Origin of the sequence: Marinobacterium sp. MBR-109 (genome assembly GCF_040547565.1) — a bacterium.
Taxonomy (GTDB): domain Bacteria; phylum Pseudomonadota; class Gammaproteobacteria; order Pseudomonadales; family Balneatricaceae; genus Marinobacterium.
Map to the genome: position 1 here is coordinate 159,662 of NZ_JBEPPZ010000005.1, position 14,852 is coordinate 174,513.

The 14,852-nt window shown below is 56.6% G+C and carries 14 protein-coding genes; 4 read left to right on the forward strand and 10 right to left on the reverse strand.

Annotated features, from left to right (window positions below; all coding sequences use genetic code 11):
• Positions 1-25 precede the first annotated feature (25 nt).
• The 4 genes from peaD to peaA all read right to left on the reverse strand — a co-directional run bounded on the left by peaD (position 26) and on the right by peaA (position 4,589).
• Entirely contained in the window at positions 26-1,150 is a 1,125-nt protein-coding gene (peaD, locus tag ABIE60_RS08715; protein ID WP_354469046.1) for a quinohemoprotein amine dehydrogenase subunit beta, read from the reverse strand.
• An 18-nt stretch (positions 1,151-1,168) separates the two neighbouring features.
• Complete coding sequence (qhpC, locus tag ABIE60_RS08720; RefSeq protein ID WP_010323735.1) at positions 1,169-1,495, reverse strand: quinohemoprotein amine dehydrogenase subunit gamma; 327 nt, start codon at positions 1,493-1,495, stop codon at positions 1,169-1,171.
• A gap of 1 nt (position 1,496) precedes the next feature.
• Positions 1,497-2,927, reverse strand: a complete 1,431-nt coding sequence (gene peaB / locus ABIE60_RS08725; RefSeq protein ID WP_354469047.1) for a quinohemoprotein amine dehydrogenase maturation protein — start codon at positions 2,925-2,927, stop codon at positions 1,497-1,499.
• A 72-nt stretch (positions 2,928-2,999) separates the two neighbouring features.
• Entirely contained in the window at positions 3,000-4,589 is a 1,590-nt protein-coding gene (gene peaA / locus ABIE60_RS08730) for a quinohemoprotein amine dehydrogenase subunit alpha (RefSeq protein WP_354469049.1), read from the reverse strand.
• 423 nt (positions 4,590-5,012) lie between these two features.
• Between peaA and ABIE60_RS08735 the strand changes: the two genes are divergently transcribed.
• The gene (locus tag ABIE60_RS08735) at positions 5,013-6,503 is read left to right on the forward strand and encodes an aldehyde dehydrogenase family protein (protein WP_354469050.1); all 1,491 of its coding nucleotides are present in this window, start codon (positions 5,013-5,015) and stop codon (positions 6,501-6,503) included.
• A 49-nt stretch (positions 6,504-6,552) separates the two neighbouring features.
• Here the strand turns inward: ABIE60_RS08735 and ABIE60_RS08740 are convergent, their stop codons facing one another.
• Genes ABIE60_RS08740 through ABIE60_RS08755 form a run of 4 tightly spaced genes read right to left on the reverse strand, consistent with a single transcriptional unit; the run spans position 6,553 to position 9,788 of the window.
• The gene (locus tag ABIE60_RS08740) at positions 6,553-7,098 is read right to left on the reverse strand and encodes a hypothetical protein (protein ID WP_354469051.1); all 546 of its coding nucleotides are present in this window, start codon (positions 7,096-7,098) and stop codon (positions 6,553-6,555) included.
• 58 nt (positions 7,099-7,156) lie between these two features.
• Positions 7,157-7,795, reverse strand: a complete 639-nt coding sequence (locus tag ABIE60_RS08745; RefSeq protein WP_354469052.1) for a DUF2238 domain-containing protein — start codon at positions 7,793-7,795, stop codon at positions 7,157-7,159.
• A 60-nt stretch (positions 7,796-7,855) separates the two neighbouring features.
• A complete protein-coding gene (locus ABIE60_RS08750) occupies positions 7,856-8,269 on the reverse strand; it encodes a hemerythrin domain-containing protein (RefSeq protein ID WP_354469053.1) in 414 nt (137 codons plus the stop codon).
• 19 nt (positions 8,270-8,288) lie between these two features.
• Positions 8,289-9,788 (reverse strand): RimK family ATP-grasp domain-containing protein, encoded by a 1,500-nt coding sequence (locus tag ABIE60_RS08755; protein WP_354469054.1) that lies wholly within the window; start codon positions 9,786-9,788, stop codon positions 8,289-8,291.
• 146 nt (positions 9,789-9,934) lie between these two features.
• Between ABIE60_RS08755 and ABIE60_RS08760 the strand changes: the two genes are divergently transcribed.
• Positions 9,935-11,053 (forward strand): GNAT family N-acetyltransferase/peptidase C39 family protein, encoded by a 1,119-nt coding sequence (locus ABIE60_RS08760; protein WP_354469055.1) that lies wholly within the window; start codon positions 9,935-9,937, stop codon positions 11,051-11,053.
• A gap of 3 nt (positions 11,054-11,056) precedes the next feature.
• On the opposite strand, the gene ABIE60_RS08765 is transcribed toward ABIE60_RS08760, so the two are convergent.
• Both ABIE60_RS08765 and sfsA read right to left on the reverse strand, forming a co-directional pair.
• Positions 11,057-12,013, reverse strand: coding sequence for a sensor domain-containing diguanylate cyclase (locus tag ABIE60_RS08765; protein ID WP_354469056.1), 957 nt, complete (start codon positions 12,011-12,013; stop codon positions 11,057-11,059).
• Positions 12,014-12,061: 48 nt separating this feature from the next.
• The gene (gene sfsA, locus ABIE60_RS08770) at positions 12,062-12,784 is read right to left on the reverse strand and encodes a DNA/RNA nuclease SfsA (protein WP_354469057.1); all 723 of its coding nucleotides are present in this window, start codon (positions 12,782-12,784) and stop codon (positions 12,062-12,064) included.
• A 326-nt stretch (positions 12,785-13,110) separates the two neighbouring features.
• On the opposite strand from sfsA, the gene ABIE60_RS08775 reads away from it, so the two are divergent.
• Both ABIE60_RS08775 and ABIE60_RS08780 read left to right on the forward strand, forming a co-directional pair.
• Positions 13,111-13,884: a type IV toxin-antitoxin system AbiEi family antitoxin domain-containing protein gene (locus tag ABIE60_RS08775; RefSeq protein ID WP_354469058.1), complete on the forward strand. Its 774-nt coding sequence runs from the start codon at positions 13,111-13,113 to the stop codon at positions 13,882-13,884.
• Between the two features lie 5 nt (positions 13,885-13,889).
• Positions 13,890-14,804, forward strand: a complete 915-nt coding sequence (locus ABIE60_RS08780) for a nucleotidyl transferase AbiEii/AbiGii toxin family protein (RefSeq protein WP_354469059.1) — start codon at positions 13,890-13,892, stop codon at positions 14,802-14,804.
• The last annotated feature ends 48 nt before the right edge of the window (positions 14,805-14,852 follow it).

The window sequence follows — 14,852 nt, forward strand, 5'->3', positions numbered from 1 at the left end:
GAGTACAGACAGGGGAGTGATGAAATCAGCGTATAAAGACCTGTGAGGTAGAGATCGCCATGTCGCCACCCGGCAGCTGGATGTTGCCCAGCTTTTCCATGCTGTCGGCATCGTAGATTGCTACGTCATTGAACGTGCCGCCCAGATAGATCTTGGAGCCATCGTGGTTGATGGCAACACAGTAGTAGGAATGATCCAGTTCGGCCGCGGCGATCAGCTCCTTTTTCTCGATGTCGTACTTGGCCAGCCGGTTGAGTACGCCAAACACCAGGTTCGGGTCCTTGGGCGAGCGCACGCCACTGAAATAGATCTCGGTGATCGGACCAAAATCCGTGGTCTCGGTCTCACCGGTTTCAAGGTTGATGTTCATGAAACCGTAGATCCAGTCAGCGGTGTCAAGGTTGTAGCTTTCATCCTGAAACTTCGCCGTGGTGTAGAGAATGGTGAAATCCTTTGATGGGGCCTGTATTGGCCAGGCGTTCAAGACATCCGGTGGTGCATACAGGGGGCGTTCCCAGTTGCGGCTGGGAATGGCAACTCCGACCTCACCGGTATTCACGTCCACCTTGTAGATGTCGGCACCGGCCATGTAGAGCGTGCCATCGGCACCGGTCTGCATCACGGTCACCTGACGTGGTGACGGGAAGGTACGAATCGGTTTGGCATCAAGCCCCGAACCTGTGTCGTACACCGCCAGGCGAGCCGGCTGTACTCGATAGTGGTCCCGGTTCAACATGGTGGGGTTCTGTACTGCATACAGCTCCGAACCATCCGGGCTCAATGCAAACGAGAAGATCGACTTGGTGCGTTCGTTCTTCTGCAGTGACATTTTGGCATGGAAGGTAATGTCACAGTTGTCCAGATTAACGCCATAGATATCCTCATAGCGGTTATTGAGGATATAGGCTGTCTTGCCATCCGGGGCCATCTGAGTCACGCCAGGGCCAAATGCATCCGGCAGGTCACAGCTTTTGTAGAGGCTATCGGCCTGCAGGTCGATCACATGCATGTTGTTGGGATAGTTGGCCACGATCATGTACTCGTTGCCTTCCTTGAGTGCCGGCCCCTTGGCCAGCACAGCACCGGACAGCGTGGTGCCCAACACCAGTGCCGCCGCCGGGATCATAGATATAAGTCGCTTGTTGTCCATTGTCAGATCACCCTCGGCTTAGTTCTTGTCTTTCGGGAATACGGTACCCAGGTTGCGCCAGTCATCTTTCGAGTTCATGGCGTCCTTGTTCCAGTCCGGGTAGGTATTCATCATGTCCGGCACCTGTGCAGGCCACCAGCAAGGGTCGGCACAGCCATACAAATCGGCTTCCATCGGCTGACACAGGGAGGTCACGCCGCCAAAGGCATCGATCTCCCAGCCCGGGTCGGTGGTGGCGGTACAACCTGCCAGCGAGCTCATGGCCACGACTTCTTCCACACTGTCGTCGGCCACGGCCTGACTGAGCAGCTGCGCCTTGTTGTTGATCGCTTTGAGATGTTTCATATCAGTGCGCCCTCCGCGGCGAGATGAACTGGTCTATGAAGGCGGGGTTGGCCGCCATGATGCGGCTGTAGACTTCGATGCCGAAGTCGACCCAGTCTCGCATCAGGTCGCAGTAGTGGTAGGTTGGATGAGTGGGGTCGCCGTAGCGGGCATAGCTTTCGTGGTAACAGCCGCCTGAGCACAGATTGCGGATACGGCAGCTGGCACAGCCGGTATCGGTTCTATCCAGCCGTTTGGAGAGAAAGTCCCCCAGCTCCACCTGCTGGACACCGGTTTTCACATTGCCGAACGTCGGCATGTCGGACCCGGTAAACCGGTGGCACAGGTTGAGTTCGCCTTCATGATCGACCGCCAGCATTTTCAGACCGGCGCCGCAGGGCAGTGCCTTTTTATGGCCTTCGTGCAGATCGGTGATCAGCTGATGCATGTTGGAGAAGCCGATATTGCGGTGCTCCAGTGCCGCATCGAGATAGCGCTGACCGAGGCGTTTCATGCCGGCAAAGACTTCGATCAGCTCTTCTGAACTGAGGTTGTAGCTGCTGATATCGCCGGAGGTAACCGGTGCAAAGCCCACCTCCGAAAAGCCCATGTCGTTGAAGAGGTGGTCCCAGATCTGTTCCACCTCCGTGGTGCCGCGGGTCAGCGTGACACGCGCGCCGATGGGACGTGAATCGTACCGCTCCAGCAGCCTCAAGGCCTTGCGACGCACAACATCGTAAGTACCCTGGCCTCCCACGGTGATACGGTTCTTGTCATGTATCGCCTTGGGGCCGTCCATGCTGACCGACAGACCGAAACGATGGGCATTGAGCCAGTCGATGATCTCATCGGTCAGCAGTGTGGCATTGGTGGTCATGACGAAATCGAGCTGTTTGCCCAGTTCGGCAAAGCGGCGCTCACAATAGTCCACCATCGCTTTAATCAAGGGTCGGTTGCTTAGCGGCTCACCACCAAAGAACACCACCGTGTAACGATCCTCGTCGGGTGATTCGCGCAACAGCATCTCCACCGAGTCGATCGCGGTTTGCAGCTCCATCTTGCGACCGGCGGACGGGATATCCAGGTCTTCCTTGTAGCAGTAGGTACAGCTGAGGTTGCAGCCGGTGTTGACGTTCAGCACCACGGTGGTCAGCGGAAACTGGTCTACCCGGCGGGTCCCGATCTCGTCGGTCAATGGCCGGCCATCATTGACCAGCTCCAGTGCCAGCAGCTCGCGCACCGTTTCGGTAATCTCCTGCTCCGAGAAGCGATTGCTCAAGCCGCTGACCAGCGCCTCGGCCGACTCGGCGCCACTGCGCAGCCGGTCCAGGATGCCTGATGTCAGGCTGTCCAGCGCAAACAGCGAGCTGGACGGTATGTGAAACAACATGCGGGTATCCCCGACCTGCACTTCATGCAGGTTGTGCTCCACCAGATTGAGTACAGCGCCCATGTCTGTTCTCCCCTGTTAGGTTGCCATCCGGATGCCTGCAGGCATCCCCCCTTCTCTGCCATCGGGCATCGGTCAGGGGATCGGAGGGTTGTTCCAGCGCTGCACCGTCACGATCATCTGCCCTTCGGCATCGTGCGTGTCATCGCCATCCATCACCCTTGCCTGTACTTTCAGGTTACCGGCGTTGTTGGTCATCATGCGTCGTTCAGGGTTGGGGCCCGCAGCGGCCGGCGTGAATACACCGGTATCCGGGTTCATCTGGCCGGTAAAGCGAACATCCCCATCGGCCTCGGCCACTTCATCAAAGGGTGCCACTGCCCACTGGGCCGGCATCATGCCGATGCGGTAGTCGTCGTCGGTACCGGGCTTGCCGTCCGGCCCAACGGCCCAGGCTTCAGCCTCAAAGCGCGCTTCGACTTTCGGTGTTGAACTGCCATTGCCACCCACGCGGGCTACGGCAAACTCCGGCACCACTTTCACCTGAGCGATGCGATCATAGACGGCAAAGCGCCCGCCCTGAGCGGCCCCCACACTGACCTCATGAATGCCCGAGGCGGCTTCGGATGCTCTGGCACGCACCTTGATCAGGCTGTCGCTTTCACTGATCACCTCGATAACGTCAATGCCCTGGCCCAATACCGGCATACCCTTAAGAGCTGTACCGATAATGCTGACTTCGGCTTCGTTACCCGCCTTGATGTAAGCCGGTTGCAGTGCCAGGACCCGGCTGTTGCCATCGGCACGCGCCGCTACCACATCAGCCCCCACTTCATCGTGGTCACGCAGGAACATGCGACCTTCCAGCTGCCCATTGCGCAGCGCAAACACCTGTCGCATGGCGCGTCCATCGATCTCAAGATCCGCTCGCCATTCATAGCCGGTATACACCACAGCCATACCCTGCCCTTTGATGGGGGTGCCGTCGTCATACTGACCACTGAGGCTGACCTGATACTGATCCTGACCCTCTGCAGGCGTGACCTGCATCTCGGCATGGAAGGCGCCGCGACCCGGCATATGGCCGACCATTGTCCAGCCACCGCTGACCGGCGCTGCCGGCTGCTGCTGCCACTGATCCCAGGCTGCGGACTTCATGGGCAGGGTGTCTGTCAGTTGCGGCACCATCTGATTCAGCGCCAGCTCGAACCAGTCCCGATCGCGCGCCAGCGCCTGAAATTCGGTGGTGGGCCACTGGCCCAGATGGAAGTGAACCAGGTGCTCCCACTCTTCGGCGGGCCGACGCTGCAGCAGCACACGTGCCCCCGAATGACAGCGGGCACACATCTCGGTAAATTCCTGCGAATCGAACGCTTCGGACGTATTCAGACGACGCTCCAGTGCATAGCGTGCCCCTTCGGTTTCTTCCGGTGCCAGCCCCTGCCGGTCCGCCAGATATTTCACCAGCGTACGCCGGTCTTCATCGCTGATCTGCAGGCCATGCATGATCTGCATGCGGGCAATCGTCATCAGCCAGCCTTCCGGCGATTTGCGCTGATGGCTGATACGGCTCCACTGTTGATCAGCCTCCTGGGTGTGGCACGCCAGACACTTGCTGCTGATGATCTGTTCGGCACTGTCGTTGGCCATGGCCGCCTGAGCACTCACCGCCAGCGCCAATGCCAGCAGCCCCCCGCCCAGCGGTTTCAGAGTTGTTGTATTCAAGGTCCGACCTCCTTCTGTGGTCATTGCAAGAGCATCTTTCGAGACGCCCGTCGAGATCCAGGTCAATGTTGAGTCACAAAGGAGGTAGCACAGCCTGTGCCAAGTTCATCTTTCCAAAACAAAACAGTCACTTGAGTGAAATATTACGACTTTCGACCCCGTCAGCCAGGCCGCGGAATCTGTTTAATATCGCGACACCTGTTTCATCCTGAGACAGACGCCCATTTTCGGGGCCTGAAGCCGGAGTAGCGGGCTGAATCAGATTCAGACAGCTGTCTCATTCTGCGACAGGCCATAACAGCCAAAACCAGGGCATATAAAGACAAACCCATTCAATTTCATTGAGTTAGGATTTAATCAAAACTGGCACAGCCATTGCGATACAGGGGAGACAGACTCAACGACAACGATAAGAGGTTCACCATGACGGAGTTTGCCCTTCACTCTGATACTCAGGCTTTCATCAATCGCCGCCACGCTTTGCTGATTGGCGATCAACGCCCTGCAGGTTCCGAAGTCAGGGAGATTGATGTGATCAACCCCGCCACCGGCGAGTGCTTCACCAAAGTCGCCTGCGGCACCGCCGCTGATATTGATCAGGCCGTCGCAACAGCACGCCAAACGTTCGAGGACTCCAGCTGGAGCCGCATGATACCGGTCGAGCGCGAGCGTCTGTTATGGCGTTTTGCCGACCTGATCGACGCCAACGCCGACTCACTGGCCGAGATCGAGTGTCTGGATAACGGCAAGAGCGTCGCCATCGCCAAGGGGGTGGACATTCAGCTGGCCGTCAACTTTCTGCGCTACATGGCCGGCTGGGCGACCAAAATCGAGGGCAGTTGTGTACAGCCTTCGGTGCCCTTCATGCCGGGCGCGCAGTTCCACGGTTACACGCGGCGTGAGCCGGTCGGTGTGGTGGGTGCCATTGTGGCCTGGAACTTCCCGTTGCTGCTGGCCTGCTGGAAGCTCGGCCCGGCACTGGCGACTGGGTGTACGGTCGTACTGAAGCCGGCTGAAGATACCCCCCTGACCGCCTTGCGCCTGGGTGAACTGGCGCTGGAAGCAGGCTATCCGCCCGGAGTGTTGAACGTTGTCCCGGGACTGGGGCAGGATGCCGGTGCAGCCCTGTCTTCACACCCTGACGTCGACAAGCTCACTTTCACCGGCTCAACCGGTGTCGGCAAGCTGATCGGCAAGGCCGCCATGGACCACATGACGCGGGTGACACTTGAGCTGGGCGGCAAGTCACCCACCATCGTGCTGGAAGACGCCGATCCGCAGGAGGCCGCCGCAGGGGCCGCCAATGCAATCTTCTTTAATCAGGGGCAGGTGTGCTGTGCCGGTTCGCGCCTGTATGTGCAGCGCAAGCTGTTTGACAATCTGGTAGCGGATATCACCAATATCGCGGGCCGGATTCGTCTGGGTAACGGACTGGACCCGAACACCGAGATGGGGCCGCTGGTCTCCGCCGTGCAGCAGCAGCGAGTACACGGCTTTATCGAGAAAGGGCTGGCCGAGGGTGCCAGAATCACCACCGGTGGTGACCGTCAGGGGCCCGGCTTCTTCATCCAGCCCACGGTGGTGGTGGATGTGGATCAGCGTTCAACACTGGTACAGGAGGAGATCTTCGGCCCGGTACTGGTGGCCATGCCGTTTGATGACATCGACGAGGCGGTCAGAATTGCCAATGACAGCCAGTATGGCCTCGGTGCCAGTATCTGGTCGAATAATCTGTCGGCGGTCCATCGCATGATTCCCCGTATTAAGTCCGGCAGCGTGTGGGTCAACTGTCACACTGCACTGGACCCATCCCTGCCGTTTGGCGGTTTCAAGCAATCCGGTCTCGGACGGGAAATGGGCGCGGCCTGTATCGAGCACTACACTGAGCTCAAGTCGGTGCTGATGAAGGTGTAAGTGCCCCCCCAGACACCAGCCAACCGGTGTCTGGGGTTAACACCGGGTATCAGCGAAATACGTAACCGATATTAAACATTACCCCCGCTGTTCCAAACGGAATCATCTCCAGATTGATACGCTTCACCTCTACCCCGAAAGCGGGCAGTATCGCCGGCGCAACACCGAAGTGGTTCAGCGGAATCTTGTCCCTGTATTCCCCCCTGTAGCCGTGCAGCAACCCTGCTGTCACCTTGGCATAGGCACGTACGGACGGTGTTTCGTAATAGTCATAGCGACCACCGGCGTAAAGATAGACGGTAGGCTGGTCGAACGAGTTCTTGAATCTGGCACCGCCCGCCACGACACGCACATCGTCATACCATTGGCCGGTACGCTCTGCAGTAATACCGGAGCCTGAGAAGGTCCACTCGGCATTGATCAGTTTCTGATCTTCCGTATGCTCAGGGTCACTGCTGTAGTGCTTGGTCCAGAGGGAGGTTTGCAGCAGTAATTCACTGTTTCTTTCTACCTGATATTCAGCCAGTGCCTGCCCCTGGAAACAGGCCAACAATACACCCAGACACAATATCCGCCCCGGTTGTTTCCGTTTCATCATCCGCTCCATCAATAAACCAGGTTTCAGTCTACCGGTAACGGATCAAAATCTCACATTACGGCCGGGCGGTGTCCATGTCATTCAACTGTCGGTCATGCAGTCTGTTCAGCGTAAACAATGCCAGAATCGCGCCTCCAAGCGCCCATGCCATATCGGACTGAGTGTCCCAGACATAGCCCTGAGTACCCAGAAACGCCTCGGCGTCTTCTTCTGATATCAGGGCTACCCACCACTCAATCAGTTCGTAAAATGCACTGAATGCAAGGCAAAAGCAGATAATGAAAAAGTTGCGCCAGGCTGCAGACGGAATCACCTGCAGCCGGATCAACAGCTCGCGCGCGATCATCGCAGGCACAAAGCCCTGCGCCAAATGACCAAGCTTGTCATAGTTGTTGCGCTGCCATTCGAACCAGTCTTTGAACAGGTCAAAAAGCGGCACCTTGGCATAGGTGTAGTGCGCTCCCACCATCAGGATGATGCAATGAATCAGAATCACCACGTACAGTAACGGCGTCAATGGAAAAAAACGGCGTGTCGCCAGCAGTACAACTGCTCCAATCACGGCTGGTGCAGCCTCAAGCAGCCAGGTCATTCGGTCTTCCGGTTGCCAGGCTGACCACAGTAATACCGGTACAAATACAACACCCCAGGCGACAGGGGCTGCTGAACTCAATGCGGGGCAATCTTGTGACATGTTGCAATCCTTTGTACGACAGCACGCTTTCGGCCTTGCTTTTCATTGCCTGCGCCGAAATCAGCGGCAGGCAGCCTCCACCTGTTGCAGTTGATGCTCACTGAGCTTTTCCTGTGCAGCCTCAAACAGCTCGCGCTCTTCAAAGCGAATATGCGCCTTCAGCAGCTCGCCAAAAGCCTTCAGCTCTTCATAGCCTCGCGCCTGCCCCGGCTGAAAGAAGGCCCTCAACTGTGCGTGTTCGCGCTCCAGACGTTCCACCAGCTCCGTTTCTCCTGCGGCTCTGAGAGGTTCAGCCAGCGTCGCCTCCTCTATTTGAAAGTGCGGCTCCAGCACATCACTGAAATGCATGGTCATTTCAGCCCATACCATTTTCGCCGGCTTGTACTCGTCCGCAGCCTGCATGGCACGCTTGGCGAGCACCAGCCCCTGGTGATGATCATTGGAAAGGGCTTTCAACGCCTGGACTCGTTTCATAGCACACCTGCTGTCTGTATCAGTGTCCGATTCCAAGTCGGCGCCGTTCCATTCGGCGCAAAAACTCTTCCATGATCATGCGATAGAGGCTGTCCTTGAGATAGAGGTCCTCTACCCCGGAATCGATACTGGGGTTATCGTTCACTTCGATCACCACCACCTTATCACCGGACTGTTTCAGGTCCACCCCGTACAGGCCATCGCCTATCAGTCTGGTTGCCTTGAGCGCGGCCTTGACCACCTTCGCTGGCGCCTCATGCACCGGCAGGGTCTCAAAGCCACCCGACTCCGCCTGACCGCTGCTGTGGTTGTAGATCTGCCAATGGCCACGGGTCATCAAATATTTGCAGGCATAGAGTGGCTTGTTGTTGAGAATGCCGATGCGCCAATCATATTCGGTGTACATGTACTCCTGCACCAGCACGATGGCCGACTGCTTGAAATATTCATCGGCCTGACGCAGCAGTTCCTCGGGCGAGCTGACCTTGACCACCCCCTTTGAAAAAGCCCCATCGGGGATCTTCAGCACCCGCGGGTAGCTCAGAGACTCGGCCAGCAGCTGCAGCTCCTTTTTGTTGTCCTTGAACAGGAAATGGGTCTCCGGCATCGCAACGCCATTAGTGGCCAGCAGGTCTGACAGATACACCTTGTTACAGCAGCGCAGAATCGAAGTGGCGTCGTCAAACACCACCAGCCCTTCATGCTCCGCCTTTTTGGCAAAGCGATAGGTGTGGTTGCTGATTGAGGTGGTTTCACGGATGAACAGGCCATCATATTCAGCCAAATGGCTGAAATCCTTTTTGCCAATCAGGCTGACATCGATGCCCAACTGGCGCCCTGCGCGGATGAAGCGTTTGATCGCCAGCGCATCAGAGGGCGGCAGCACCTCTTCACGATCCACCAGAATCGCCAGGTCATATCGGTACTTGCGACGCGCCGTGGGCTTGCGCCACAGCTTGCGGCTGAAGGCATCAATGGCAGTGGCAAACAGATCCTCTTCAGCGCTGTCCAGCTGTTTCAGGCTACCCGCTTTAAGTGTTTCGATCTGCCAGCTTTCACCCTTGCGGAAGGTGAGGTGCAGGATAGGGCAGGGAAAATGCTCGAAAATCTGCCGTGCCAGATCCTGTAACGGGGCAAACAGGGTTTGCCCGAAACAGAGGGTCACTTCCAGCTGCCGATCCGCCTCAAGTTGTTCACGCAGCCGGGCATCCTTGCTGACCAGCTTGCCCAGCAGCTCGTTCAGATTTTTCATGTTCAGGCCGTAGACAGACTTGCGCCCCAAGTCATTAATGGTCTGAATCGATGGAATCACTTTGTGGCCGCGCGCTTCAGCCAGCAGCGAGGTGTAGTAGCCGTAACTCAGATAGCGGTAGTTGCGACACAGGTTGATGATCTGTACCGGGGTACGATCCTTGTGACTGCCCTGCGCCAGATATTCGTGAGCGCTCATCAGCTGGTCAGCCGGATAAAACGCCTGCCAGTCCTCTTTTTTATCAACGACGATTTTCAGTTTTGTCATGGTTCAACCTGTTGTGATGCCTGAGTGTCACTATGGAATGCATTGCCCGGTTGCGCAATCGGGGGCAAACAATATTTCTGCCCTCCACTGGCTCTGCAGGCCGTTCCGGCAGTAGGCTAGAGCTATTCTTTTCAGTGGTGATCGTCATGACCGACAGTGTTCAGTTACGTCCGGCCAGCCTGCAGGATCTACCGGCTCTGGTTGCGCTGGAAAACCAGACCTTCAGTGAAGACCGTATCAGCCGGCGCCAGTTTCGCTGGATGCTCAAGCGCGGCCACTGCGCCCTGCTCACCGCCAGCAGTGAAACCGTTGGCCTTGTGGGATATGTACTGGTGCTGTTCCATCGCGGCACCTCGCTCGGGCGCATCTATTCACTGGCTGTTGACGATCGCATGCGTGGACAGGGTATCGCCCGTCAGCTGATGCAGGCGGCGGAGCAGGCCGCATTGGAGCATGACTGCCTTGCCTTGCGGTTGGAGGTGCGCACCGACAATGCCAGTGCCATCCAGTTGTATGAAAAGCTGGGCTACCGCCAGTTTGGATTGTATGAAGACTACTACGAGGATCACGCTCCGGCGTTGCGCTTCCAGAAGCGCCTTCTGGCCCTGACTACCCGTTCACCGGGTGTGGTTCCCTGGTATGGGCAGACCCTGCCCTTTACCTGCGGCCCCGCCTCATTGTTGATGGCGATGAAAGCGCTGAACCCCGCCATCGTGATGGATCGGCGGCAGGAGCTGCAGATCTGGCGCGAAGCCACCTCCATTTTCATGACCACCGGCCACGGTGGCTGCGGCCCGCGTGGGTTGGCACTGGCAGCCTGGCGGCGCGGCTTTCAGGTGGAGCTGTATATTAACCGTGAAGGCCCGCTGTTCATTCACGGTGTTCGCACCGAGTTGAAAAAGGAAGTGCTGGAGCTGGTGCATCAGGATTTCAAGCAGCAGATCGATGCCGCCGGCATCCTCGAACACAGTGAAGAGGTCACCCTCGAAGCGCTGGAGCAGGCACTCTCAGCCGGTCGTTTTGTGCTGATGCTGATCAGCAGCTGGCGTTTCAGTCGGCAAAAGAGCCCGCACTGGGTAGTGCTCACCGGAATCGACAACCACTACGTGTATCTGCATGATCCGGAAGTGGACGAAGAGGATGATAAAACGCGGCTGGATATCCAGAACGTGCCGGTGCCCCGAAATCATTTCTGGCGCATGGCGCGCTTTGGCAAGGAAGGACTGCGAACGGCGGTGATCATTTCACGACAGGCCACAGGTTGAGGCTCAGTCCGTATCGGCGATCACCAGTGCGTTGCGATTGCGATGCTTGGCCTGATAGAGGGAGCGATCAACCCGCTCAACAAAGGCTTCAAGGGTTTCAATCACACCAGGCAGACAACTGCCCAAACCACAACTGAAGGTCAGCTGCTCGGAAATCGGAGAGTCGCGGTGCGCAATACCCGCCTTGGCCAGTTGCTCATAACAGCGCTGCACCACTCTCTGTGCCGCCTCGCGGTCAGTCTGCGGCAGAACCAGAACAAACTCCTCCCCCCCGAAGCGAGCCAGAAAATCACCACTGCGAATGGCAGCCTGTAACAGCTGCGCCACCTGTTTCAGGCACTCATCTCCCTGCAGGTGACCATAGCAGTCATTGTATTGCTTGAAGTAATCGATATCGAAAATTGCCAGTGACAACGGCTGGTTGTGACGCCGCGCCCGTTCCCACTCCTGCTGCAGCACCTGATCAAGATGGCGACGGTTTGCAACACCTGTCAGCCCATCCCGCAGGGACAGTTCTTCCAGCTCTTTCTGCAGACGCAACAGCTCCTGCTCGGTACGTTTGCGCTCACTGATGTCGAACATGAAGCCGATCAAGGCCTCCACCTCACCGGCCTCGTCACGCACCACATGCACCACATCACGAATCCAGACATAATCACCCGAGGCCGTCAGGGCCCGGTAGTCCGCCTCATGGTCAACGCCGCTTTGTGACTGTGATACACAGAAGTTGACCACCCACTCACGGTCTTCCGGGTGCATTCGCGTTGCCCAATCCTCAACACTGACCCAGCTTTCCGGGCTCCAGCCCAGCAGTGGCTCAATCTGTGGACCAATGTAGGCAAAGCGCAGGGTTTTCCAGTCGATTTTCCAGGGGATCGCCCGGGTCGACTCCAGCAGAGTCTTGTAGACGCTGGCGTCTGTTTCCAGCGCCTGAGCAGCTGAGTCATCCGCTACCAACATGGCTATCTCCAACAGAATTCAGGTTTCATCACGATGATCGACTCTACCTTATACCTGCAACGGGAGGGAGTGTTCCAGTACAAAGGCCTCAGCCGAAAGACTGACGCGCCAGACCAGCACTTCAACTCCCTGCGCCATCGCCATGCGCAACAGTTCACCGTAGCGAGCATCAATCTCGTCCGCCGGCCGGGCCGCAGTCGCCCCCGTGTGCTGCACGCAGAAAAACAGCACGGCCCGATGGCCCTGCGCCACAACCTGCATCAGCGTCTGCAGATGTTTTTGACCACGCTCGGTAACCGAGTCGGGAAAGGCGATAATGCCATCATCTGGATCAGATGGCCCTGGCCCCAGGGTGACGTTTTTCACCTCAATAAAGGTATGCGGTTGCTTACGCTCTCCCAGCGCAAGATCGAAACGGCTGTCACCGAAGGTCACTTCACGCTCGACACCGGTCAGCGGTGACAGTTCGGGAATCTGGCCGGCACGAATGGCCTCTTCCACCAGCGCATTGGTGCGGCTGGTATTCACGCCCGCCCAATGGCCATGAGCCACCTGCAAGGCCTCCAGTGTGTAGCGGTACTTGCGCTTGAGGTTGCCGCTGTCGGAAATCAGTGCAGGCTGCTCCACGCCTGGCAGCACGCAGTTCTTCATTGAGCCGGTATTGGGGCAATGCACCGTCATTTCACTGCCATCGGCACGGCGTACATCCGCCAGAAAACGCTTGTAACGCCGCAGCAGTGTCACGGCTTCAAGCGGGGGGGCAAATCGCATCAATGTTTTGTCCTTGCAGAGATTCAATGTATGCAGGCACGAAAACGGGCCGAAGTTCCCAGCTACGAAGGAGAAATCAGATCAATATCCGCCGACTGATGCCAGTCTGTGAGTGCCTGTACCAGTGTACCCTTCTTGAACTGGTGGAGCAGTGCCTTACACACCTGCTCGGCAAAATTGGGTTTTAAAAACATCATTTTCACGGCACTAACTAGCGTGAAATTAAAAATTTACAAACCATCAGAAGTAGATTGGTTTGATAGATATCAAAAACACGGTAATAATCAACGTGTATTTTATTTTTTACAAACCGTCTGAGGCCAGCCATGCTGAATACTGAAGCGAGACAGCAGCTACAGAAGGTGCTGCCTTTGGATATGGTAGCCACCAAATCATGGCTGGAGGCACAAGGGCTCAACCTGCATTTTCTGGACAATGCGGTGCGTAACCGGACGCTGATCCCCCTCGCAGCCGGTGTTTACATCAGGCAGGAAGCAAGGCTTTCCTGGAAAGGGGTTGTTGCATCCTTGCAACGCATGTCCGATGCTCCTGTCCATGTCGGAGGTTTAACCGCGTTAGAGCTGGAAGGTCTTGGCCATTACCTGTCCAAGGGAAACAAACCAAGGGTTCAGCTCTATTCCGATACGGCGCTCCCCCGGTGGCTGGGCAGAATCGACGTCCCGGCACAGTTTGAGTGGCACGGCACACGCCGCCTATGGCCAGAGACCCTGATGCAAGATGATAAGTATCTCCGACAAGACATCTGGCAGGCATCACTCCCCCCACTCCACTATTCCTGCCCGGAAAAAGCCATTCTTGAGCTATTGGCAGAGGTGCCCAACACCATCAGCTTTGAACATGCTGACCAGTTGATGCAGGGGCTGCACAACCTCTCACCACGCAAGCTGGACGCCTTACTGAAAACCTGCTGCAGTATCAAAGTGAAACGGCTCTTTCTCTGGCTGGCAGGAAGACACCAACACTCCTGGCTCAAGCACCTGACACCGAATCAGTATACGCTGGGAACCGGTAAGCGACTGCTCGCCAAAGGCGGCAGGCTGGAGCCAACCTGGCAGATTACCGTACCGAAGGAGATGTAGGTAACATGGACAGACAAAGCCAATACTACCGACAAGTTCAGCTGTTGCTGCGAATTATTCCCTTTGTCTCCCGGTACGACTGTTTCGCTCTCAAGGGTGGCACCGCTATCAACTTGTTTGTTCGTGACTTTCCCCGGCTTTCAGTCGATATCGATCTGGTTTTTCTTCCCATGATGGAGCGGCAGGAGGCTCTGAAAACCATTAAAAGTCATCTGGATACCTTGGCTGCAAGCATCACCACCAGCATCGACAATACTCGGGTTGTTCGCTCCTTCCAGGATAAAGTGGATGCCCTGCGCCTATTGGTGGAGCGGGATGGTATCCAAATCAAAATCGAGCTCTCCCCTGTACTGCGTGGAACAGTTTACCAACCCGGAATCATACCGGTCAGTGAAGCCGTTGAAGAAGAGTTTGGCTTTGCCGAGATGGCCGTCGTGAGCTTCGCGGATTTGTATGCCGGCAAAATCTGCGCAGCACTGGATCGCCAGCATCCACGAGATCTTTTCGACGTCAAGCTGCTACTCGATAACGAAGGGTTCAGCGATGACCTACGCAAAGCCCTGCTGGTATACATCATCAGCCATCCACGGCCTATTGCCGAGTTGATCAGGCCAAATTTTAAAGATATTTCAGGTGTCTACGAGGGAGAATTTCGCAATATGGCTGACCAGGACATCCCCCTGGCTGAACTTGAAGCAACACGGGAGCAACTGGTAAAGCTCATCAATGCCACGCTGACACCACAGGATCGGACGTTTTTACTGTCATTCAAAAATCGCACTCCCGATTGGGCTCTTTTGGGTCTAACTGGCGTTGACCAGTTACCTGCCGTCCGCTGGAAGTTGCAGAACCTGACAGGGATGAAACCGGAAAAACATGTAGAGGCTTACCTCCGGCTTGAAGAAATCCTTAAAATGTAAAAACCGAAGAAACCAATTTAGCTCATTGCTTTTTTGTATTATTGAAGT

Coding starts and splice junctions, on each gene's coding strand:
- ABIE60_RS08745 (WP_354469052.1), bottom strand. CDS start 7,795: ATGTCACAAGATTGCCCCGCATTGAGTTCAGCAGCCCCTGTCGCCTGG.
- ABIE60_RS08740 (WP_354469051.1), bottom strand. CDS start 7,098: ATGAAACGGAAACAACCGGGGCGGATATTGTGTCTGGGTGTATTGTTG.
- ABIE60_RS08735 (WP_354469050.1), top strand. CDS start 5,013: ATGACGGAGTTTGCCCTTCACTCTGATACTCAGGCTTTCATCAATCGC.
- peaD (WP_354469046.1), bottom strand. CDS start 1,150: ATGGACAACAAGCGACTTATATCTATGATCCCGGCGGCGGCACTGGTG.
- sfsA (WP_354469057.1), bottom strand. CDS start 12,784: ATGCGATTTGCCCCCCCGCTTGAAGCCGTGACACTGCTGCGGCGTTAC.
- peaB (WP_354469047.1), bottom strand. CDS start 2,927: ATGGGCGCTGTACTCAATCTGGTGGAGCACAACCTGCATGAAGTGCAG.
- ABIE60_RS08760 (WP_354469055.1), top strand. CDS start 9,935: ATGACCGACAGTGTTCAGTTACGTCCGGCCAGCCTGCAGGATCTACCG.
- ABIE60_RS08775 (WP_354469058.1), top strand. CDS start 13,111: ATGCTGAATACTGAAGCGAGACAGCAGCTACAGAAGGTGCTGCCTTTG.
- qhpC (WP_010323735.1), bottom strand. CDS start 1,495: ATGAAACATCTCAAAGCGATCAACAACAAGGCGCAGCTGCTCAGTCAG.
- ABIE60_RS08780 (WP_354469059.1), top strand. CDS start 13,890: ATGGACAGACAAAGCCAATACTACCGACAAGTTCAGCTGTTGCTGCGA.
- ABIE60_RS08755 (WP_354469054.1), bottom strand. CDS start 9,788: ATGACAAAACTGAAAATCGTCGTTGATAAAAAAGAGGACTGGCAGGCG.
- ABIE60_RS08750 (WP_354469053.1), bottom strand. CDS start 8,269: ATGAAACGAGTCCAGGCGTTGAAAGCCCTTTCCAATGATCATCACCAG.
- ABIE60_RS08765 (WP_354469056.1), bottom strand. CDS start 12,013: ATGTTGGTAGCGGATGACTCAGCTGCTCAGGCGCTGGAAACAGACGCC.